This window comes from Streptomyces sp. R-74717, from assembly GCF_047305335.1.
In the GTDB taxonomy this organism is placed as follows: domain Bacteria; phylum Actinomycetota; class Actinomycetes; order Streptomycetales; family Streptomycetaceae; genus Streptomyces; species Streptomyces atratus.
Window position 1 is genome coordinate 2,180,033 of record NZ_CP102361.1, and the last position, 21,435, is coordinate 2,201,467.

The following is a 21,435-nucleotide window of genomic DNA, read 5'->3' on the forward strand; positions in this document are numbered from 1 at the left end:
TCGTGGAGGAGAGTCGATGGCGTCGGTTCGTCCTGAGCGGGCGGAGAACGCGGTCGCCCTCTCCTGGCCGGGTGCCGACGGGGGACCTGGGGAGTAGTGATGTTGCAGCCGATGCCCGTGCGCTGTCCCGCGATCGAGCACCCGGACATTCCGCTCGCCGACGCGGCCCTGCTGGACCCGCTGCTGGAGCGGCTGGAATCGGTACATCCCGTCGAGGCCGACGAGACGTTTCCGCTCGGCACGCTGCGGATGGACGGCCGGGTCGATCTCTGCAAGCAGGGGCTCGGGGCAGCGGGCGCGGTCCGGGTGATGCCCGCGGTCGCCCGCTCCCCGCACGCCGCGCATGTGCTGCTCGGCACCAACTCGCTGGGCGACGAAGGAGCGCGGGCCGTCGCCGACGCGCTCGGCCGGGACGGCCACGGGCTGCGAACGGTCTACCTCGGTTGCAATCGCATCGGAGCCGACGGGGTCACGGCGCTCGCCGGTGCGCTGAGCGAGGACGACACAGTCAGGGCGTTGTGGCTGAAACGCAATCCCCTGGGCGACGCCGGTGTCCGGGCGCTCGTTCCGATGCTGCGCCGCAACACCGTTCTGCGCACCCTCGACCTGGTGAACAGTGGGCTCACGGCCGACGGCCTCGCGGCGCTGCTCACCGTACTGAGCCAGCGGTCCCGGCCGGTCGAGCGGCTGTTCCTCGGAGGCAACGGACTCGGCGCCGAGGCGGCTGGGCTGCTGGCCGCGCTCATCCGCGACGCCGGGGTACGGGAGCTGTACCTTCCGGCCAACCACCTCGGTGACGACGGAGCCGCCGTGCTGGCGGCCGCGGCCGACCCCGCCCGTCCGGTCCGGCTCGGTCTCGGCGGCAACGGGATCGGGCCCGCCGGCGCGCGTGCCCTGGCCGACGCGCTCGACGGGATCGAGGCGCTCGACCTGGGGCGGCCGCCCTCGGAGCGCAGTCTCGGGGCTCGGTCCAATGTCACCGGTGACATTGGAGCCGATGCGCTGGCCGGGGCGTTGCGCGGCAGTCCCCTGCGGCGGCTGGAGCTGTGCCACACCGGGCTCACCGGGCGGGGCGCGAAGACTCTGCTCGCCGCCGTCGACGCCGACTCGCGTCTGGAGTACGTGGGGCTGGGGCCGGGCCTGCCGCGCAAGGTGAAGCGGTCCTTCGCGGCGCGGCTGCGCCCGGACGGCGGGCCCCATGCGGACCTGCGCGCGGTGAGGAGCGTCTACCGGTGAGCCCGGGCACGGTCGCCGGGTACTTCGCGCCGGACGAGATGGCGAGCCGACGTCAGGTCCGCCGGTACGCGGTGCCCCGGTGGATGATCGAGGAGTCGGCCGAGCGGCGGGCGGCCGGTGACTGGCAGGGCGCCTGCGCGGCGGCCCGGTTCGACGTGAAGTTCGACCTTGCCCAGGTGTCCGTACGCTACGGTCCGGACGTGGCCGGGGCGCTCGGGGCCGATCTCCGACATCTCGTCCCCGACCTGGTGCGCTGGCATCTGCCGCGCATCCTCGGTGGCCGTTCGACGCTGGCCACCGACCGGATCGTGATCCTGGCGGGCTACGGCCGTACGCCGGACGGACCGGGGCCGGCGTCGCCGTATCTGTACCTCCGTACACTCCCGATGGTCGACGGACCGCAGCGGATCGCCCTCCGGTTCGGCACGGCCGGGAAGGGGAGCCAGTCGGCGCCCGGCGTGTTCCGCTCGGGCATCGAGGACTGGCGCACCGCCCGGTATCTGTGGGACGCGCGCCGTACCGGCGAACTGCGGGCACACGTCGGTGTCGCGGACCGGCCGCCCTTCCTCCACGCCGACGGCACACCGCGCGCCGCCGATGAACTGCCCACGGCGGACCCGGGCTCCGGCGATCCGGTGGCCCGCGCCGAGTGGCTGACGCTGCTGCACCAGAACGGCCGGGTGGCCGAGTCCCTGGCGGCGGCAGGAATCGAGTGGGATCCGACACCACCGCAGATGCCGGCGTGGTACGGCGCGACTCCCGAATCGATCGTGGCCGGGCTGGCGCTCGACGTTCCCCGCCTGGAGGCAGCGGTCCGGCGGTTCGCGGAGCACAGCCCGGCACAGCGCTTCCAGATCGGTGAGGACTGGCGGGCCAACATCCTGCTGGAGTTCACGGCCCGCGGACCGCTGCGGATGAGGCTCGTCGGGCGGGGGGAGGCCGACGGCGCGGCCTTCGTGCCCGAGGCGGTCTGGCGCCGGCTGCCGGACTTCGATCTGCTGCGGACGGGCGGGGCGTCTCCCGACCAGCTGCACCCGCTCGTCGCCGGTTCCCTCTTCACCGGCCTCGGCACAGTGGCCGGCCCGCCGGGGCCGACGCCTCCCGCACCGGTACGGGTCAGGTGCCGCGGCGAATGGCACGAGGTCGTCTTCCGCGACGGGCGGCTCGACTCCCCGCACAGCCCGCAGGAACGACAGCGCGAGAGCGCCCTGCGTGCCTTCGGCGGCGCGGTCACCGGCTGCTTCGCCGTGGAGCACGCGTGCATGTCCGGCACGGGACGGCTGCCCAAGGCCCTGCAGGCGCAGCGCCGGGAACTCTTTCTGCGCGTCCAGCACGGGGACACGCCGGGGGTTCTGGAGCTCCTGGACGCGGGGGTCGACCTCCGGGTGCGGGACGGCGGACAGCGCAGCCTGCTCCATGTGCTGCATCTGCTCGACCACGAACTCCTCCTGCCCCGGCTCCTGGCAGCCGGTCTCGATCTGGAGGCGACGGATCACCTGGACCGTACTCCGCTCTACGCGGCGGTCAACGGCGGCGGTTCTCCGGGCCTCGTGAGGGCGCTGATCGAGGCGGGGGCACGGATCGACGTCGTCGACCAGATGGAACTCTCGCTGGACCAGCTGATCCGCCAGTACCGGCGGACGGACCTGGACTTCCTCAGGGAACGGGTGGAGAAGGAGCATCCGGGCATCGGGGCCGACTGGTGGGAGGAGTGGGAGGAAGAGAAGGACGACGAAGACGAAGAGGATGAGGACGGGTGAGTACCATCGCCTCCAGCACACCCGGCCAGCCGCCCGTACCGCCGCCTCCGGCCACCGTACCGGGACCGCTGGACGCCGCGGACGAGCTGAATCGCAGGCTGCGCACCTCGCGCACGGAAGCGGCCGCCGTTCCCCAACTGGAGGCACTGGCACTGGCAGTGACGGCCAATCAGCCGGTACTGCTCTGGGGTGAGCCGGGCATCGGCAAGTCGGCCGGCATGGAGCAGCTCGCTGCCGGGCTCGGCCTCCCGCTGGAAACGGTCATCGCAAGTGTGCACGAACCCTCCGACTTCGCCGGTCTGCCCGTCGTCGGCGACGATCCGGCCGTGACCGGGGTGCCGATGGCCCCGCCGGACTGGGCGGTCCGGCTCGCGCGCACGGGCCGGGGACTGCTGTTCTTCGACGAGTTGTCCTCTGCTCCCCCGGCCGTGCAGGCGGCGCTGCTGCGCGTCGTGCTCGAACGCCGCGTGGGCAGTCTGGCGTTGCCGGAGTCCGTGCGCATCGTGGCGGCGGCGAATCCGCCGTCGAGCGCGGCGGACGGCTGGCACCTCAGCCCACCGCTCGCCAACCGTTTCGTACACCTCCAGTGGACGCACGATCCGCGCACCGTGGCGCGCGGCATGGCCGGTACGTGGCCGAAGGCCGCGGTGCCGGTCGTCGACGCCGCCAGGGTCGCGGGCTCGGCGGCACGGGCCCGGGGTGCGATCTCCGGCTTCCTGACCGCACGCCCCGGCCTCGTCCATCACATTCCGGCCGACGCGGAGAGCCGGGGCCGGGCCTGGCCGTCCCCGCGGACCTGGGACATGGCGCTGCGGCTGCTCGCCACCGGGTACGCGACGGACACCGGGCGGGAGGCGATGGCGGCCGCGTTGACCGGGGCCGTGGGGGACGGTGCGGGCATCGAGCTGCTGTCCTACCTGGAGAACCTCGATCTGCCCGACCCCGACCGCGTACTGGCGAACCCCGCCGCGTTCGCCCTGCCCGAACGCGGCGACCGGCAACTTGCCTTCCTCATCGCGGTCGTCGCGGCCGTCCAGGGCGACCTCACCCGCTCCCGCTGGGAGGCCGGCTGGGCGGTGCTGGCGAAGGCCGTGGACACGGGTGTGCCCGATGTGGCGGCCAGGGCGGCGGTGGACCTGGCGGCGATGCGGGACGCCGACTGGCCGGTGCCGGAAGGCATCGACGCCTTCGTGGAACTGCTGCAGCTGTCCGGCGCCCTGCCGCAGAGCGGCTGAGGCGGGCACGTCGGTGCCGGAACCGGAAACCGCCCCAGGGCGGCCCCAGTTGGACATGACGAAGCTGCTCGCCGCCCGCTACCGGGCGGCAAGCGACCGGCCCTACCTGGCCTCGGCGCTGTACGCCCTGTCGGTGGTGGCGAGCACCGAGGTGCCGACCATGGGCGTGGACCGGCACTGGCGCTGCTATGTGTCACCCGCCTTCGTCGACGCGACACCGGTGGCGGAGCTCGCGGCGGTGTGGGTGCACGAGGTGGCGCACCTGCTGCGTGATCACCACGGGCGGGCGGAGCGGCTGCCCGCCGCCGACCAGCGTGACCCGCACCGCGTCAATGTCGCCCAGGACTGCGAGATCAACGACGACCTCATCGCCGACGGGCTGCCTCTGCCGGCCGGCCGGATGGAGCCGCGGCTCTTCGGCCTGCCGAACGGGCAGCTCTTCGAGGCGTATCTCCCCGGTCTGCCGCCGGGCCCGCCCCCGCACAACTGCGGGTCCGGCGCCCATGGACAACCGGCGCTCTGGGAGCTGACCGGGGCCGACGGGCCGACGCGTCTCGGCCCGGTCGAGGCGGATGCGCTGCGGCGCCACACCGCGGAGGCCATGCGCGCTCACCGGCGCAGCCGGGGCAGCCTCCCGGCGGGCTGGCAGCGCTGGGCGGACCAGGTCCTGGAGCCCACGGTCGACTGGCGGCAGGCGCTCGCGGGCGCGGTACGGGAGGCCGCCGCGTGGGCCGCCGGGGCGATCGACTACACCTACCGCCGCCCGTCCCGCCGCAGCGCGGCGCTCCGCGGCGTCGTCCTGCCCAGCCTGCGCCGTCCGCTGCCCCGTGTCGCCGTCGTGATCGACACCTCGGGGTCGATGGGCGACGAGGAGCTCGCCTCGGCACTGGCGGAGGTCACCGGAGTGCTGCGGGAGGTGGGCATCCGGGGCAACCGCGTCACCGTGCTGGCCTGCGACGCCGATGTACAGACCGTGTCCCGGGTGACGGCCGCCGAGCAGATCACGCTGAGCGGGGGCGGTGGCACGGACATGCGGGTGGGCATCGCGGCCGCCCTCGCGGCGCGGGACCGTCCGAACATCGTCGTCGTCCTCACCGACGGCTGTACGCCCTGGCCTGACGAGGCCCCCTCGTGCCGGCTCGTCGCGGCGCTCATCGGCCCGGACGCCCCGCAGCCCCCGAGGTGGGTGGAGACCGTGCGCGTCACCTCCTGAGGCCGGCCGGGACGTCGCGTCACCCACTGCACCCGCCCCGGGGACAGCGGACGGTATGTGGCTTCAGTCGCCGAGGACGACCGTGCGCTGGGCGGAGAAGTCACCCCACTTCCCGTCCGGCAGCTTGGCGCGGATCTTCATCGAATAGCGGGTGCCGCGAGGGTCGCTGACGGTGAGCCGGTAACTCGCCCGGCCTGTGGGCGGGGTGGAGCCCCACACGATCGTGGTGGTCAGCCGGCGGTCCATGAAGAGCTGGTACGCCGGGATCTCGCCGCCCGTCCCGGGCTGTTTCCAATCCAGGTCGATGGCGTACTCCTTGCCCTGGGCGTGGTTGCTGATCCGCAGGTCGGTGGGGGCGGTACCGGCCGGTGCGCCCGGCGCCGACGCGGTGGTGAGGTCGAGGGCGTTGCTGTCGGGCGAGGAGGTGTCGGCGGCGTCGCGGGCGCGGACGGTGAAGGTGTAGACGGTGCCGGGGCGCAGTCCGGTCAGATGCGCCGTGGTCTGCGTGCCGGGCACGCTGTGGATCCGGGAGTCCTCCTGGTAGATGTCGTACGAGGTGACGCCGACGTCGTCCGTCGAGCCGCCCCAGGAGAGGTTCGCCGCCCGGCTGCCGTCCGCCGTGCCGCGCAGTTTCACCGGGCGGGTCGGCGGCTCGTGGTCGGCGGGGGTCGGGGCGGGTGTGGTGACGGTCGCGGCGGCGCTCGGCGCGGAGAGGTTCCCGGCGGCGTCACGGGCGTGGACGGTGAAGGTGTAGGCGGTCGAGGCGGTCAGTCCGTCGACGTCGATCATCACCTTGGTCGCCGCGACGGACTTCACCCTCTCGCCCTTGCGGTAGACCTCGTAGCCGGTGACCGCCTTGTTGTCGGTGGCCGGCTCCCACATGACGTGCACGGAGGTGGCGCTGCTGGCCCGTGCTGTCACATGGCCCGGTGTCGTGGGTTTCCGGGTGTCCGCTTCCGGGGTGGAGCCGCAGGCGGTGAGCGCGGCGAGGAGCAGGGCGGCGGAGCAGGCCGACGCGGCGGTTGCGTGGGGGCTTTGCACGGTCGTGCCTTCCATCCGGCAGCAATGGTCCAGACCTGTATCGCATGGCGCGGGGTCGCCGACAAGAGGGTCGAGCGGAACGTTCCGCAATGTGCCGGTGTGCGCGGGCGATCGTGCGTCGGCGGTCCGTTGGCGGGGTGGCGGATGTGACGTACGGTCGGCTGATGCTGTGCATACGCGGGGTTGTGCTGTCGGAGCGCGAGGAGCGCGAGTTCCGGATCGACGGCGAGGTACTGCGCGCCGGCGGGCCGCCGGGCGGGCTCGCGGGCCGGGATGCGGAGACGATCGTCGACGGCGGCTGGCTGGCTGCTGCCCGGACTCGTCGACGTACACACGCATCCCGGGGCGCTGGAGCCGGGCACCCCCTTCGACGAGGAGCTGCGCAGGCAGTTGGGCGAGCACCGGGATGCGGGAGTGCGCGCCCCTGGCACCTCGCAACGGATGCCCGCGTGGGTGGAGAAGGACCCTGAGTTGCCGCGCGTGACATCGGCGGGGCGGTGGCTGGCGACGCCCGGCCGGTTCTTCCCCGGGTTCGGACGGGATGTGAGCGAGGCCGAGTTGGTGCGCGCGGCCGTGGAGGAGGCGGCCGCGTCGTCCGGGTGGTGCAAGGTCATCGGTGACTGGCACGCTGACGAACCCGCCCTACCGCCGCCGCTGTTGACCTCGGTGGTGGAGGCGGTGCACGCGGCCGGCGGCAAGGTGGCGGTGCACTGCCAGACCGCCGAGGGCACGCGAAATGCCGTACTGGCGGGCGCTGACCGTCTGGAGCACGGTATGCATCTGGACCCGGCGCTGCTGGACCAAATGGCCGCACAGGGCACGGCGTTCGGGCCGACACTGAGCGTCTTCGGCGCGAAGGTGGACGCGATGCGAGCGCGGGAGCCGAGCGTGCGACGTGATCTCTGGCTGGCCGGCTGGGACACCATGCTCAGCAATGTGCGCGCGGCCCACGAGGCGGATGTGACGGTGCTGGCGGGGACGGACTCCTTCCCGTGCGGGACGGTCGCCGGCGAGATGGACTGGCTGGTACGGGCCGGGCTGCCGGCCCAGGCAGCGCTGGGCGCGGCGTCCTGGACGGCGAGGGCCTGGCTCGGTCTGCCGGGGCTCGTGGACGGCGCTCCCGCCGACGTCGTCGCGTACGCCACCGACCCGACCCTGGACTCTGCCGCGCTGGATCACCCGAGCCGGATCGTGCTCCGGGGACGCGTCGTGCGATGAGCGATGAGTTCCGGGCGCCGGAGCAGTCCACACTGTATGGATACGCACACGGAGACGACACCCACGATTCCCACGATCGATCTGGAGCCTGCGGCCCGGCAGATCGCCGGCCTGCTCGACGGTATCGACGAACAGCAGCTGGCCGGCCCGACGCCCTGTCCCGACTACACGGTACGGGAGCTGCTCGCCCACGTGGTCGGGCTGACCACGGCCTTCCGCGACGCGGCGCGCAAGGACTTCGGACCGACGACCGACACCGCCCCCGACGCCGCACTTCCGGTCCTGCGTGACAGCTGGCGCGAAGCGCTGCCGCCGTTGCTGGACGAGCTGGTGACGGCCTGGCGCGATCCTGCCGCCCGGCAGGGCATGACCAGGGCGGGCGGCGTCGACATGCCGGGCGAGGTGGCCGCGGCGGTCGTGCTGGACGAGCTGGTGATCCACGGCTGGGACCTGGCCCATTCGACCGGCCAGAAGTATGAGGCGGACGAGGCGAGCCTGCGCGTCTCGCTGGCCATGCTGACCCCCAGCGACACCGTCCCCCGGTCCGAGCGCATCTTCGGTCCGCCGGTTCCGGTCCCGGCCGACGCACCCCTGGTCGACCGGGCCGTCGCCATGAGCGGCCGCCGCCCGGACTGGCAGCCGGGCGACTGAGCGGTGGGCAGCTGAGGCCGCTGGGCCGGGGCGAAACGGGGCGGCCCGAGGCGCTGGGCCGGGACGGCCGGTGGCCGGACCCGGCCCGGGTCAGCTCAGCATGCGCGCCGCCTCACGTGCCTGCTCGCGCAGTCGTTCGTCGGCCGGGGCCATCCCCGATTCCAGGCCCGAGGCCGTCACCCTGAGGTCCCGCTCGGCAAGAGCCGTCAGGCGGCGGCGGTGGTCTTCGGAGAGGGCGGTGCAGCCGAGGGCGACGAGCGCCTCCAGCGCGGTCACGGCGTCGGCGTCCTCCTCGGCGGAGTCCAGGACCAGACCCGCCAGACGGGGGCCGTCGAGGGATTCGGGTCCGATCGCGTGCAGCGCGAGCACGGCGGCCGGAGTCTGCAGCCGGTCCGTCAGCAAGCCCTCCAGCGCGGGAACCAGCGGCCGGGCCGCGGCGCCCATGCGGGCCGCTGCCCGTGCGGCACGGCTGAACGTCCAGCGCATCCACCTCGGCCCGTCCTCGGCGAGCACACCGGCCAGGACCGGCACCGCCAATTCCGCATCACCGGTGATGCGCCACAGGGCTGCGGCGATCTCGACGTCGCTGTCGAGCTGCGGAATGTTGCGGTCCTCCTCCGGCGCGCTGAGCGCGGACCGCAGGGCGGGCACCAGGCCGGCCGCCTCAGGGCCCAACTCGGCGGCAAGTCCCGCAGCCTCGCGGACGTCATGGCCGCCCCGGGCCAACTGGGCGGCAACCGCCGCCAGCAGGGGGCCGGTCTCCCCGGTCAGTCGGCGCACGGCCTGTGCCGCAGCGAGCCGGCCGTCCTCCGGTCCGGAGCGGGCCGCAGTGGTCAGGAGTTCTGCCGTCGCCGCGCGGTGTTCCGGTGGGCAGACTGCGGCCAGCGCCTTCGGCACCACCCTCGGGAATCTTGGCAGCGCGGACCGCAGTTCGGGCAGGGCGGCGGACGCCCGGCTCCCCCAGGCACCGAGCAGGGCCGTGAGCCGGATGGGCTCATTGCCGTCCAGGTCGTCCGCACCCAGCCGGGCACGGATCGCGTCCAGCAGTGCGGCGTCGTACGGGAACGAGGTGTCGGCCGTCCCTCCGATCAGGAAGCCGCACGCCGCACCGAGCGCACGCGGGCGCTGCCCCAGGTCACGGGCCAGGAGGGGCGCGGCCCGGTCCGGGGCCACGGCGACGAGCGCTTCCAGGGCCCGGTCCGCGGGATCGCCCTCTCCCTCGGCCAGCCGGGCCAGCACCGGAGCAGCCGACACGGCATGTGTGCCCAGCTTCTTGAGGAGCGAGTACGCCGGCGGTACAGAGGCCGGGTCGGCGACCGACGCCACCACGGGGGCGACCAGCCGTTCCGGGGCGCTACGCGAGAGCTGACAGGCCGTCTCGGCCGCCCAGAGCGCCTCCGCACGCGCTTCGGGCACCGCGCTGCGCAGTGCGGCGTCGAGCAGGCTGTACACCGCTTCGCGATCCGCGTCGGTGTCGCGGAGCAGCAGCGCTTCGACGACATACTGCAGCGGTTCGTTCCGCTCCAGGTCGAGGCGGCCCTCGACGAGCTCGTCCGCGGGAAGGAGGGACAGCATCGCCTCGTGGTGCGCGGAGGTCCACGGCAGTCCGGCGTCCACACAGGCCAGCAGCGCTGCGATCCTCACCTCGCCGGGCTCGTCCGTGCCCATGGTTTCGGTTGCCGCGGCAGCCGTCCCCGCCGGATCAAGATGCGCCATGGCCCCGAGGAGTTCGGCGCGTACGAGGGGATCCCTCTCCTGCCTCCGGCGCCGCCGGAGCACCGGCAGCACCCGATCAGCCGCCCCCGTCATCGCGGCGGCCCACACCGCGGCCCGCCGCAGCCCGGACTCCTCGGCGTCGACCGATGTGAGAATCAGGGGCAGTTGGCCGACGACGGCCGACCGGCAGGCGGCTTCGTCCGTGTCGCCGTGGTCCGCGCCGCCCTCCGCTATCCCGCCGAGCAGCACCAGCAGGTCCTCCGTGCGGTACCCGGCCCCGGCGAGCTGTGCGATGTACGGCACGGCACGAGCCGTGGCCTCGTAGACCGAACCCTGATGCAGGATGCTGCCGTACAGCTCGGAGATCGCCTCGGACGCCGCATCCGCGTCGTCCCCCGCCAGTGCCCGCAGGCAGTCGGGCACGTCGGCGGCGCTCCCGTAGGCATGCTGCAGTTCGGCCCACGGCTGGGCGTCGACATCGGCGAAGAACAGTGCGAGCTCCATGGAACGGATCATGGCACCCGGCACTGACAACGCCCCGGCCGCGGGCGGAGCCGAAGGGCAGCACACGCGGCGGGGCCGGGCGGTGGGCCGACAGCCGCAGGTCTTTCAGCTGGTGAAGAACTCCGTGATCTGCTGGGCGACCTGGTCGGGGTGGACCTCATGCACCCGGTGACCGCCCCCGATCGTGATCAGCCGGCAGTCCGGGATCAGCGAGGCCATGTCCTGCAGGCGCCCCTGGGGCATGGTGGACTCCGGGCCGCCGGCGATCATCAGCGTCGGCGCGACGATCTCGCCGAGGCCGGCCGCCCACTCGGGGTCGGGGTCGGCCACCTCGGCCCGGATGGGAGCGACGACAGCCCAGTCGTAGTCCACCGGCCCCTCCGGTTCGGCGGCCGGCTTCAGCTCGCTCGGGAACGGTGGCGGGGTCTCCACCAGCACCAGCCGCTCCACCCGGTCCGCGTGCTCCTGGGCGAGCAGATGCGCGACGACACCGCCCATCGAGTGGCCGACCAGGCCCACCCGGTCGAGCTCGCACTCGTCGAGGAAGCCGAGGACGTCGTCCCGCATCAGCTCGACGGAGTACTCGTCCGGCCAGTCGCTCTCGCCATGACCGCGCAGGTCGATGGCGTACACCCGCCACTGTTCGCCGAGCAGACTCCCGGCCGCCTCCCAGCTCGCGGCGGAGCCGCCGAGGCCGTGCAGCAGTACCACGGGCGAGCCGAAGGGGTCGCCCCAGGTCCGATACGCCAGCCGTACATCGCCGACATCCACAACAGACTGATCTTCCATACCCATGACGCTACAGCCGAATGAGCGAAGACCTTTCACCCCCGGCTCCCCGCGGCCTGGCAGGGTTGAGGGGTGAATATCGTTCCCCGCCCGCTGCTCATCGCTGTCGCCACTGTCGTCATGGCCGTCTCCGTGCTCTCCGGCTGCTCGGCGGCCGGGTCCGCCGAGAGCGGGCCGGAAGCTGGGCTCGACGATCCGACGAAGAAGGAAATCGCCATGCAGCTGGTCTCCAGCGCGGAGAACTCCTCGCTCGACTGGAAAGCCCAGTACAAGTACATCGAGGACATCGACGACGGCCGCGGCTACACCGCCGGCATCATCGGCTTCTGTTCCGGCACCGGCGACATGCTGAAGGTCGTCGAGCGGTACGCGGCGGCACGTCCCGGCAATCCGCTGGCACGGTTCCTCCCCGCCCTGCGCGCCGTACGGGGCAGCGATGCGCACGACGGGCTCGGCCGCCCGTTCACCGAGGCCTGGGCCGCGGCGGCCGCCGACCCCGCCTTCCGGTCCGCGCAGGACGCCGAGCGCGACCGGTCGTACTTCGACCCGGCGGTCGTCCGGGCCGAGGCGGACGGACTCGGCGCCCTGGGGCAGTTCATCTATTACGACGCCTATGTGATGCACGGGTACGGCGACACGGACGGCACGGTCGGCTTCCGTACGATCCGTCGTGAGGCGATCACCGCGGCTGCGCCACCGGCGCGCGGCGGGGACGAGGCGGCCTATCTGAACGCCTTCCTCGACGCCCGTGTCGCAGCGATGCGCAAGGAGCCCTCGCACTCCGACACCAGCCGGATCGAGACGGCCCAGCGGGTGTTCGTGAGCGAGGGCAGGTTCGGGCTGGAGACACCGCTGCGGTGGCGGGTGTACGGCGACGGTTACCGGATCGACGCCCGTTAAACCCGTGATCGACGGGCGCGGGAAGCGTCCGCCCCGCTGACTGCGTACGCCGGTGCACATGTCATTTGACCTGCGCTTTCACTCCTCCACGCAGGGCGATCCGGACCCGTGACCCGACGGTCTGCGGCTCAGTTGAGGCTGACGAACGGCACACGCGGATGTGGGCCGGAATACGGAGGAGAGTTCCGCATGATGAAGAAGATGATGCTGGCCGCGACGGTCCTGGCCGCCGGTCTCGGGCTGGCCCTCAGCCCCACCGCCCAGGCCGTGCAGAGCCCCGCCGCCGTGCAGGCGGCGAAGGCGCCGGCCGCGGTCTGCACCGTCAACGACAACGGGGTGAATTTCCGCGGCGGACCGGGCTCCGAGTACCCGGTTCTTGGTCAGGTGAACCGGGGCCAGAACCTCAACTACCGCGGCCGGCAGGGCAACTGGGTCATGGGCGACCTGTGGGGCGGCCCCACAGGCGTCTGGATCCACGCCGCCTACCTCGACTGCTGAGGACGGCGCACGTGTGACGTCGGTTCCCAAGACCTGGTTGTGGTCCTGGGAACCGACGTTGTCGTAGGGGGAGTGTGCCGATGCCGATGCGGCCGAGTGGACCGGTTGGGGTTCCGGCGGAGACAGTGCGGGTGGCGGGCGGCCTTCCCGGAGGGCAGTCCGGCAATCCGGGGCCGGGACGAGCTGGGGCCCTTGTTCAGCGGCGAGGAGTTCGCGGACCTGTTCCCGTCGCGGGGGAAGCAGGCTCGGTCACTGGGCCGGGCGGCGCTGATGCCGGTCATGCAGTTTGTGGAGGGGCTCACCGACCGGCAGGCCACGGAGGCATTGCGGGCGAGGATCGATTTCAAGTACGCCCTCGGGCTGGACCTGGCTGATCCGGGCTTCGATTTCTCGGTGCTGTCGGAGTTCCGTGACCGCCTGGTCACACCCGCAGGTGAACGGCCCGAACCCCTCGCCGCCCGGCTGCCGAGATCCGCGACCAGCGACTCGCCCGGTAGATCCGGGGCGCGGCCAGCCCCGGGTGCGGCCCGACCGCTGTAGTCGACGTCAGCCAGCTCCACCAGGAGCCCGTCGGCGCGACGACCGCGGCCCTGTCCTGGCCGTCGAGAACGCCGACTCGGGGCACATCCGCAGGAGAGCGACAGGCGGCGGGTATCGGTGGCGATGACAACCTGATGCTTCGTCAAACCTGTCTGCTAGTAACTGGCGAGACCAGAACCCGGCACTTCAGTGGCAGACCCGCGACTGGCCCCGTCGCACCGCATCCGTATCTGTACGTATCGCTACTGCGCACCGGAGTCCCGCCGTGGTCGGGCGGGTGTGATCACCCGGGCTACGACCATCGGACTCGAACTCGAAAGGGCGCGGTGAGCGGCATCCTCACGCCCACCGCCGGGCCTTGCCCCAAGGCCCGCCGTGTTCGTGTACTAGTACCTGTTTTGCCTGGCCGAGAAGCAGGTGAGCCCGCGGTTCGGCTGGCTGCTCGGATACGCGAAGGCGCCGCTGTACAACACCCAGCCGTCGAACAGCTGAGCCGGTAACGACAACGACCCCCGCCAGTGGCGGGGGTCGTTGTCGCTCTTGGAGTGAGAATTCCACCGTAGCAGCCGCGCCCGGCCGCCCCGAAGCCTGGCGCGGACGGTGAATGGAACCGATGGTGAGCGACTACAGGTGCATGCAGCTGACCGTTCTGGAGCTGGCCCTCCTGCTGCGGTGATCTACTTCGGCACCCCCAAGGACCTCCTTCGTCGTCCCTGCGACCGCCGCCTGGACGGCCGATGCCTCCGCCATCGACCTTCTCCTCACCGCTTGATGACATATGCCGCCCCGGATCCGCCCCCTCAAGCCTTCCTCAGAAAATACGATAAGCACCCAATGAAACCAGGGAAGTTGCATAGGTTGTGTACAGACCCGACCAGTCAAATGGGTGTCACCCACAGGGGGAATCCACGTGCGAAAAGCAACAATGCGGTGCGTTCTCACTCCAGTCACGGCCTTGATCCTCACTGCGGCACTGGCTACCGCAGCCGACGCAACAGAGGCCTCAGCCGATGTAGCACCTGAAGCTGTCACAGCCGACCAGATCGCCACGCAGGAATCAGCTGACAGCGTGGTGGAGGGCCCTTCCAAGTCGGCCGTCGAGGCTGCCGCCGATCGTGCCCTTGCTGCTCTGCCTGAGGTGAGCGCCGACGGTGATATCGGGCCCATGCGCTGCGACAACCCGGTCAAGCAGTGGTACGAAGTAAGCGGCAAGACGGCCTACCACGTTCCGTCCTGGTGGAACGGCACCAGCTTCAAGGACGGTCCGGGCGGATCGATGAGGGTCAGCGTCGAGAAGGCGGGCGAGGTCAGTGGCACCGGGGGGGGCCAGTTTCAGTGCCATTATCGCTGAGGTCAAGGCGGAGTACAGCGTCAAGGTGGTTGCGGAAGTGGGGGTCACCGTGGGGCACTCATACACGCATGCCATCCCCGCAAAGAAGTACGGTCACCTGCAGTACGGTTCTTGGGGCTACAAGGTGAACTGGGCAAAGTACAAGACCAGTTCCGACCGTTGTAGAAAGGTAAAGATTGGCTCAGGCACTGCGAAGCTTCCTACCACGGAGACCGGTTGGCGATTCTGGACGACGAATTCATGACGCCCCAACCGCGCCCCTTGCGGCGTAGCCTCGCCCTCTGTTGCGTTTCCGTAGTGTGCGTTGCCCTCACCGTTGGGTGCATGAGCGACTCCGGCGGGCCAACCGGGCCGAGCACGCCGGAAAGCAGTCCTGGGCAGCAACGGAAGCACCCCTCCGAAACGTCCGACCGCGCTGAGGAGAGACTCGGTAAGCAGGTCCAAGAAGCTCTCGACACAGAGGAGGTCAGCGACAGCGATCCGCTGTTTGTCGAGGCCGGCCTTGAACGTGTCAGCGATGGACTCCACACCGAACCGGAGCTGATGCGAGGGCGTTCGTACAAGTTGGCGGTCGCCTGCGCCGGAAAGGGCGAGATCACCCTGTCCATAGCCCTGAAGAACACCGTCCGCCAGACCGTGAAATGCGACGGCGTCCCACTTCGCCAGCGCCTCACAGCCTCAGCGGCCAAGATCAGGATCGACACCGAGGGAATGCCGGGGGCCACAGGAATGGTGGCCTGGCGCCTGGACAAGGCCGACAAGTAGGCCGCAGGCTCACCCGAAACAGCACTGTGCCCCGCACCGCGCCTTTTGCGGACACTGTTGGCTAATTCGAGGCCTCGTTTGACGTCGGTTCCCAAGACCTGGTTGTGGTCCTGGGAACCGACGTTGCCGTATGGGGAGTGTGTCGATGTCGATGCGGCCGAGTGGACCGGGTGGGGTTCCGGCGGAGACGGTGCGGGTGGCACGGGCGGCCTGAGGTCCTGCACCAGCGCCGGGCCGAGCAGCAGACCACGCGGTGGAAAGAGCGTGACAAGATGCGTGCCGGCGTCGAAGGCACAATTTCCCACGGCGTTCGACGCTGCGGCCTACGCAGATCCCGCTGCCGCGGGCTCGCCAGGACCAGCTCACCGGAGCAGCGATCAACCTTGCCCGCGTCGGCGCCCACCTCACCGACACACCCCGCGCCCGCGCCCGCACCCGCGCCCGCACCCGCCGCTTCGCAGCACTTCGCCCCGCCGATCAAACGACCGACGGGCCGAAGCAGGCACCGAATCAACCGACAGCGTCCGCCTTCCGTGCGGTGCGGGGCCTTCCTGTGTCCCGGGGCACGTTCCCAACTCCCTTGCGTCAAAGGGGTGTACGGCACTCGCTCAACTCTGATAGGAAAGCTTCCTAACAAACTGATGGAACGACGAACTCCCCTTGGAGGACTGGTGCACACTCCCCACACACGCACCGCACGTCGCAACACCCGCTCCGTGCGCATCGCGGTCATCGCGGTCGGATTGACCCTCACGGCGATACCCGTCACGGCCTACGCCGGTGCACCCACGCATCCGGCGGTACATCAGCAGACGGCGGTGGTTCAGCACGCCGCCGCGACCGGGCTCGACGATCCGGCGAAGAAGGAAATCGCCATGCAGCTGGTTTCCAGCGCCGAGAACTCCTCCCTCAACTGGAAGTCCCAGTACAAGTACATTGAGGACATCGACGACGACCGCGGCTACACCGCAGGCATCATCGGTTTCTGTTCCGGTACGGGCGACATGCTCGACCTCGTCGAGCTGTACACCGAGCGCAAGTCCGACAACGTCCTCGCCAAGTACCTCCCCGCGCTGCGGAAGGTCAACGGCACCCCCTCGCACAGCGGTCTCGACCCGAACTTCACCAAGGACTGGGCGAAGGCCGCCTCCGACTCCGCGTTCAAGAAGGCGCAGGACGACGAGCGGGACCGGGTGTACTTCAACCCGGCCGTCAAGCAGGGCAAGGCCGACGGCATCGGTACGCTGGGCCAGTTCGCGTACTACGACGCCATCGTGATGCACGGCGACGGCGGCGACAGCACCAGCTTCAGCTCCATCCGCAAGCGGGCCCTGGCGAAGGCGAAGCCGCCGGCCCAGGGCGGCAACGAGGTCACGTATCTCAACGCCTTCCTGGACGCCCGGGTCTGGGCGATGCAGCAGGAGGAGGCCCACTCGGACACCAGCCGGGTGGACACCGCTCAGCGGGTCTTCCTGAAGAAGGGCAATCTGAACCTGGATCCGCCGCTCGACTGGAAGGTGTACGGCGACAGCTACCACATCGGCTGACGCACACCCGGGTCACGCCTGTGGCGCGTACGGCAGTACCCGTCGGGGTCTGCGTACGCGCCACAGCGCCGTACCGGCCGAATTCGGCTCCGGTCAGTGTGCAGCCACCGGAGCCGCGGCCTCCGGGCTCTGCTCCTGCGGCGTCGGATCCGGATCCGGCTTCCTGCCGAGGTGGTTGAAGGCCAGGTTGAGCACGATCGCCACAACACATCCGGTCGAGATCCCGGAGTCGAGCACGACGAGCGCATCCTTCGGGAACGCGTGGTAGAAGTCGGGGGCGGCGATCGGGATCAGGCCGATGCCCACGGCCGCTGCCACGATCAGCGCGTTCTCGCCCTTCTCCAACGCGGCGGTCGCCAGTGTCTGGATGCCGCTCGCGGCGACCGAACCGAAGAGCACGATGCCCGCGCCGCCGAGGACGGGCAGCGGGACGAGCGCGATGACGGATGCGGCTACGGGGACGAGCCCGAGCACTATCAGGATGCCGCCGCCCGCGGCCACCACGAAGCGGCTGCGGACCTTGGTCATCGCGACCAGCCCGATGTTCTGGGCGAAGGCACTGCACATGAAGCCGTTGAAGAGCGGGCTGATGGCGCTGCCCAGGGTGTCGGCACGCAGGCCGCCCTCGATGGTCCGCTCGTCCGCCGGACGGCCGACGATCCTGCCGAGAGCCAGCATGTCCGCGGTGGACTCGGTCATGCAGACCAGCATCACGATGCACATGGACACGATCGCGGCGACCTCGAACTGCGGTGCCCCGAAATGGAACGGCGTCGGGAAGCCGACCAGGTCGGCTTCCTTGATGGCGCCGAAGTCGGTGATGCCGACCGGGATCGCGATCAGCGTGCCGACGACCAGTCCGAGCAGGATGGCGATCTGCTGGAGGAAGCCGCGCAGCAGTTTGCGCAGGGCGAGGACGATCACCAGCGTGACCGCGGCCATGGTGATGTTGGTCGTCGAGCCGTAGTCGCCGGCCGTGGCATTGCCGCCCTGGGACCAGTTGAAGGCGACCGGCAACAGCGAGACGCCGATCAGCGTGATCACGGTGCCGGTGACGACGGGCGGGAAGAAGCGGACCAGCTTGCAGAAGTACGGGGCGAGCAGGAAGCCGAGCAGGCCGGCGACGATGATCGCGCCGAAGATGACGGCGATGCCGTCGTGTCCGCGGTCCTTTCCTATCGCCACCATCGGGGTCACCCCTGCGAACGAGACACCGTTGACGAACGGCAGCCGGGCGCCGATGCGCCAGAAGCCGAGGGTCTGGAGCAGGGTGGCCAGGCCCGCGGTGAAGAGGCTCGCCCCCATCAGGAAGGCGGTCTCCTCGGGGGTGAGGCCCACGGCGGGTCCCAGAATCATCGGCGGGGCCACCACACCCGCGTACATCGCGGCCACGTGCTGGAGGCCGCTGGTGAACATCCTCAGCGGGGGAAGTGTTTCGTCGACCGGGTGTTTCCGGTCTGCCGAGGCCGAATCGCGGACGGGGTCGAGGTGGGGGTCGGCATCGGGTGCTGCGACTGCGTCGTTGCGAAACCTGGGCGTAGCTGCCACGGCGGTTCCTCCGGTCGGGTGCACGTCTGCGGCGACGTGGGTGTCAGGGAGGTGATGCAAGTGGTGCGTTGGTGCAGGTGGGGCAGGTCGTGCAGCTGGTGCGGGCAGCTTTGTTCACCGGTACGGGGGCGCGTACGTGCAAGTACCCGCCCCCTGCACCGGTTGCCGTGGGCCCCGCTCGGGTCCACGGCGGCCGGCCGAGGGCCGTCCCCCTCGGCCGGCCGGTATCGGGGGGTGCCCCGGAGCGTCAGGCTCCGGCGGCGATCTGCGCGAGGCGGCGGGCCTCGTCGCGGGTGGCGCGGGCGATGGCGTCCTCGTCCGCGGTGATCAGGTGGTTGCCCTCGACGACCGGCTTGCCGTTGACGAGGGAGAGGGTGACGGGCGCCGCGGCGCCGAAGACGAGTGCGGTCACCGGATCGGCGATGGAGGCGTGGGCGAGAGTGTCCAGCTTCCAGAGCACCAGGTCGGCGAGCTTGCCGGGCTCCAGGGAGCCGATCTGGTCGGCGCGGCCGAGTACCTGGGCGCCGCCGTACGTTCCCAGGCGCAGGGCCTGACGGGCATTCAGGGCCTTTTCGCGGTGGGCGCCGAGGCGGTTGATGAGGAGGGCGTTGCGCAGTTCGGTGTGGAGTTCGCCGGACTCGTTGGAGGCGGTGCCGTCGACACCGAGGCCGACCGGGACGCCCGCGGCGAGCATGTCGGGCACCCGGGCGATGCCTGCGGCGAGCCGGGCGTTGGACGAGGGGCAGTGCGCCACGCCCGTTTCGGTGCGGGCGAAGGCGGCGATGTCGGAGTCGTTCATATGGACGCAGTGCGCCATCCATACGTCGTCGCCGAGCCAGCCGGTCGACTCGAAGTAGTCGGTCGGACCCATCCCGAACAGCTCGTGGCAGAACTTCTCCTCCTCCACGGTCTCCGATCCGTGGGTGTGCATGCGCACCCCCTTGCGGCGGGCCAACTCGGCTCCCTGTCGCAGCAGTTCGGTGGAGATGGAGAACGGGGAGCAGGGTGCGACGGCGACCTGGGTCATCGCGTCGAACGAGGCATCGTGGTGCGCGTCGACGGTCGCCTCCGTTCCGGCGAGCGCACCGTCCAGGGTCTCCACGGCGAAGTCCGGCGGCAGCCCGCCGTCCTTCACGCTGCGGTCCATGGAGCCGCGGGCGAGGGTGAACCGTACACCCATGTCACGGGCGGCCCCGATGATGGCGCCGGACAGATCACCGGTCCCCCGCGGGTAGACGTAGTGGTGGTCCATGGCCGTGGTGACGCCGCCGCGCGCCATCATGGCGAGCGAACCCTGCGCGGCGGCACGGACCATCGGCTCGTCGATGCGCGCCCACGTCGGGTACAGCGCGACCAGCCAGTCGAACAGGTTGTGGTCGGTGGCCAGGCCGCGGGTGATCCACTGGTAGAAGTGGTGGTGCGTGTTGATCAGGCCTGGGGTGGCCAGATGCCCGGTGCCGTCGATGCGGCGTACGACGTTCTCCAGGCCCTCGGGTGCCCGGCCCGCGCCGACGAATTCGATGCGATTGCCCGCGACGACGACATGGCCCGAGGCGTACTCGGTGTCGTCGGCGTCGACGGTCGCGATCGAACAGTTCTCGATGACGATGCGTTCCACGTGCTCAGGAGCTGCCGATGCTGCCATGGTGCTTCCTCTTCTTTTCCGGCGATACGGGCACGGCAGGACCCTAGGAGGATTTGAGTGCCACAGCCGGGCGGCCGTGGGTGCCGAGATGGTGGAAGAACAGATTGAGCAGGACCGCGGCGAGCGCTCCGGCGCTGATGCCGGAGCCCAGGACGGTCTGGGCCCAGGACGGGAATCCCGCGTAGAAGCCGGGCGCGGCGAGCGGGATGATGCCCGCGACGACATAGCGGCTGCGCACCTTTGTCATGGGGATTCCCTTCGGTCCGGCCGGTCCCCGCCCGGCTGTGTGCGGGCGGGGACCGGCTCGGCGCCGCGTCAGAGGTTGGTCATGTCGACCGGGATCTGCGGCTCGACTCCGTCCCGCAGCACGGTGGCCTCGATCAGGCCGTACGGGCGGTCCGCCGCGAAGTAGACAGCGCCGTCATCGGTATCGTTCTTTAGACCGAACGGCTCCAGGTCCACCAGGAAGTGATGCTTGTTCGGCAGCGAGAAGCGGATCTCGTCGACCTCGCTGCGGCTGTTGATGATGCGCGAGCCCATCTGGTACAGGGTCTGCTGCAGGGAGAGGGAGTACGTCTCGGCGAAGGCCTGGAGCATGTGCTTGCGCGTCTGCTCGTAGGACTTCTCCCAGTTGGGCATCCGAGCGTCGTCGCTGGTCCAGTTGTACCGCCACTTGGCGGACACCTCGGTCGCGAGGATGCGGTCGTACGCCTCCTTGAGCGTCGTGTACTTGTCCTTGACGTAGCCCCAGAACTCGGAGTTGGTGGAGTTCATCACCACGAGGTCCTTGAGCCCCGAGATGATCTGCCACTTCTCGCCGTCGAAAGTGATCTGGGTGGTGCGCGTCTCCTGGCCCTTGCGTACGAAGGAGTGCTTGACCTCGTCGGCGCCGATGAACTGTGAGTTGGCGTCCGAGGTGGCGATGCGCTCCCAGGCGTACTCCTCGATCCGGATCCTGGCCGTCCTGATCGGCTCCTGCGACGTCACGAAGTGGCGGGCGAGGTGGATGCCGAACTGTTCGGCCGACTCGATGCCGTGTTCCTTGGCGAACGCGTACACCGTGTTCTTGGTGGTGTCGGTCGGCAGGACGTGGGCGTTGGAGCCGGAGTAGTGGACATCGTCCATGTCGCCGGAGAGGGCGATGGAGACGTTCAGGTCCTTGATGTGGTGGGTGTCGCCGTCCCGCGTGATCCTGACGACGCGGTTCTCCGCTTTGCCGTACTGGTTCTGGCCGAGGATCACAGGGCGGGGGCGGTGGGAATCGGCGGTCATGTCGGT

17 protein-coding genes and 3 pseudogenes are annotated in these 21,435 nt (G+C 70.6%); 13 read left to right on the forward strand and 7 right to left on the reverse strand.

What is annotated here, in order from left to right; translation table 11 throughout:
• The first annotated feature begins 99 nt into the window (after window positions 1-99).
• Genes NRF20_RS09825 through NRF20_RS09840 form a run of 4 tightly spaced genes read left to right on the forward strand, consistent with a single transcriptional unit; the run spans window position 100 to window position 5,444 of the window.
• Window positions 100-1,236: a gala protein gene (locus NRF20_RS09825; protein WP_398634023.1), complete on the forward strand. Its 1,137-nt coding sequence runs from the start codon at window positions 100-102 to the stop codon at window positions 1,234-1,236.
• On the forward strand, window positions 1,233-2,996 hold the full coding sequence (locus NRF20_RS09830; RefSeq protein WP_398634024.1) for an ankyrin repeat domain-containing protein: 1,764 nt from the start codon (window positions 1,233-1,235) through the stop codon (window positions 2,994-2,996). Before NRF20_RS09825 ends, NRF20_RS09830 begins: the two co-directional genes overlap by 4 nt.
• Window positions 2,997-3,001: 5 nt before the next feature.
• Window positions 3,002-4,231: an AAA family ATPase gene (locus tag NRF20_RS09835; protein ID WP_398634052.1), complete on the forward strand. Its 1,230-nt coding sequence runs from the start codon at window positions 3,002-3,004 to the stop codon at window positions 4,229-4,231.
• A 55-nt stretch (window positions 4,232-4,286) separates the two neighbouring features.
• On the forward strand, window positions 4,287-5,444 hold the full coding sequence (locus NRF20_RS09840; RefSeq protein WP_398634025.1) for a DUF2201 family putative metallopeptidase: 1,158 nt from the start codon (window positions 4,287-4,289) through the stop codon (window positions 5,442-5,444).
• A gap of 63 nt (window positions 5,445-5,507) precedes the next feature.
• Here NRF20_RS09840 and NRF20_RS09845 read toward each other — a convergent pair whose 3' ends face one another.
• The gene (locus NRF20_RS09845; protein ID WP_413752424.1) at window positions 5,508-6,500 is read right to left on the reverse strand and encodes a fibronectin type III domain-containing protein; all 993 of its coding nucleotides are present in this window, start codon (window positions 6,498-6,500) and stop codon (window positions 5,508-5,510) included.
• A 258-nt stretch (window positions 6,501-6,758) separates the two neighbouring features.
• Between NRF20_RS09845 and NRF20_RS09850 the strand changes: the two genes are divergently transcribed.
• Both NRF20_RS09850 and NRF20_RS09855 read left to right on the forward strand, forming a co-directional pair.
• A complete protein-coding gene (locus NRF20_RS09850) occupies window positions 6,759-7,703 on the forward strand; it encodes an amidohydrolase family protein (RefSeq protein ID WP_398634027.1) in 945 nt (314 codons plus the stop codon).
• A gap of 36 nt (window positions 7,704-7,739) precedes the next feature.
• On the forward strand, window positions 7,740-8,354 hold the full coding sequence (locus tag NRF20_RS09855) for a TIGR03086 family metal-binding protein (protein WP_398634028.1): 615 nt from the start codon (window positions 7,740-7,742) through the stop codon (window positions 8,352-8,354).
• Between the two features lie 90 nt (window positions 8,355-8,444).
• On the opposite strand, the gene NRF20_RS09860 is transcribed toward NRF20_RS09855, so the two are convergent.
• Window positions 8,445-10,574, reverse strand: a complete 2,130-nt coding sequence (locus NRF20_RS09860) for a hypothetical protein (RefSeq protein ID WP_398634029.1) — start codon at window positions 10,572-10,574, stop codon at window positions 8,445-8,447.
• A 105-nt stretch (window positions 10,575-10,679) separates the two neighbouring features.
• Entirely contained in the window at window positions 10,680-11,363 is a 684-nt protein-coding gene (locus NRF20_RS09865) for an alpha/beta fold hydrolase (RefSeq protein ID WP_093895914.1), read from the reverse strand.
• A 120-nt stretch (window positions 11,364-11,483) separates the two neighbouring features.
• On the opposite strand from NRF20_RS09865, the gene NRF20_RS09870 reads away from it, so the two are divergent.
• The 7 genes and pseudogenes from NRF20_RS09870 to NRF20_RS09900 all read left to right on the forward strand — a co-directional run bounded on the left by NRF20_RS09870 (window position 11,484) and on the right by NRF20_RS09900 (window position 16,964).
• Window positions 11,484-12,263: a chitosanase gene (locus NRF20_RS09870; RefSeq protein WP_413754554.1), complete on the forward strand. Its 780-nt coding sequence runs from the start codon at window positions 11,484-11,486 to the stop codon at window positions 12,261-12,263.
• A gap of 189 nt (window positions 12,264-12,452) precedes the next feature.
• On the forward strand, window positions 12,453-12,761 hold the full coding sequence (locus NRF20_RS09875; RefSeq protein WP_413752425.1) for an SH3 domain-containing protein: 309 nt from the start codon (window positions 12,453-12,455) through the stop codon (window positions 12,759-12,761).
• Between the two features lie 80 nt (window positions 12,762-12,841).
• A pseudogene (locus NRF20_RS09880) lies at window positions 12,842-13,202 on the forward strand (transposase); the annotation flags it as partial.
• A gap of 1,054 nt (window positions 13,203-14,256) precedes the next feature.
• On the forward strand, window positions 14,257-14,652 hold the full coding sequence (locus tag NRF20_RS09885; RefSeq protein ID WP_413752426.1) for a hypothetical protein: 396 nt from the start codon (window positions 14,257-14,259) through the stop codon (window positions 14,650-14,652).
• 324 nt (window positions 14,653-14,976) lie between these two features.
• A complete protein-coding gene (locus tag NRF20_RS09890) occupies window positions 14,977-15,417 on the forward strand; it encodes a hypothetical protein (protein ID WP_413752427.1) in 441 nt (146 codons plus the stop codon).
• Between the two features lie 227 nt (window positions 15,418-15,644).
• A pseudogene (locus NRF20_RS09895) lies at window positions 15,645-15,927 on the forward strand (IS5/IS1182 family transposase); the annotation flags it as partial.
• 161 nt (window positions 15,928-16,088) lie between these two features.
• Complete coding sequence (locus NRF20_RS09900; RefSeq protein ID WP_398634034.1) at window positions 16,089-16,964, forward strand: chitosanase; 876 nt, start codon at window positions 16,089-16,091, stop codon at window positions 16,962-16,964.
• A 93-nt stretch (window positions 16,965-17,057) separates the two neighbouring features.
• Here NRF20_RS09900 and NRF20_RS09905 read toward each other — a convergent pair whose 3' ends face one another.
• The 4 genes and pseudogenes from NRF20_RS09905 to pucL all read right to left on the reverse strand — a co-directional run bounded on the left by NRF20_RS09905 (window position 17,058) and on the right by pucL (window position 21,429).
• Complete coding sequence (locus tag NRF20_RS09905) at window positions 17,058-18,512, reverse strand: nucleobase:cation symporter-2 family protein (protein WP_398634035.1); 1,455 nt, start codon at window positions 18,510-18,512, stop codon at window positions 17,058-17,060.
• Window positions 18,513-18,759: 247 nt separating this feature from the next.
• The gene (locus NRF20_RS09910) at window positions 18,760-20,157 is read right to left on the reverse strand and encodes an 8-oxoguanine deaminase (RefSeq protein WP_398634036.1); all 1,398 of its coding nucleotides are present in this window, start codon (window positions 20,155-20,157) and stop codon (window positions 18,760-18,762) included.
• 43 nt (window positions 20,158-20,200) lie between these two features.
• A pseudogene (locus NRF20_RS09915) lies at window positions 20,201-20,374 on the reverse strand (purine permease); the annotation flags it as partial.
• Window positions 20,375-20,472: 98 nt separating this feature from the next.
• A complete protein-coding gene (pucL, locus tag NRF20_RS09920) occupies window positions 20,473-21,429 on the reverse strand; it encodes a factor-independent urate hydroxylase (RefSeq protein WP_398634037.1) in 957 nt (318 codons plus the stop codon).
• Window positions 21,430-21,435: the final 6 nt, after the last annotated feature.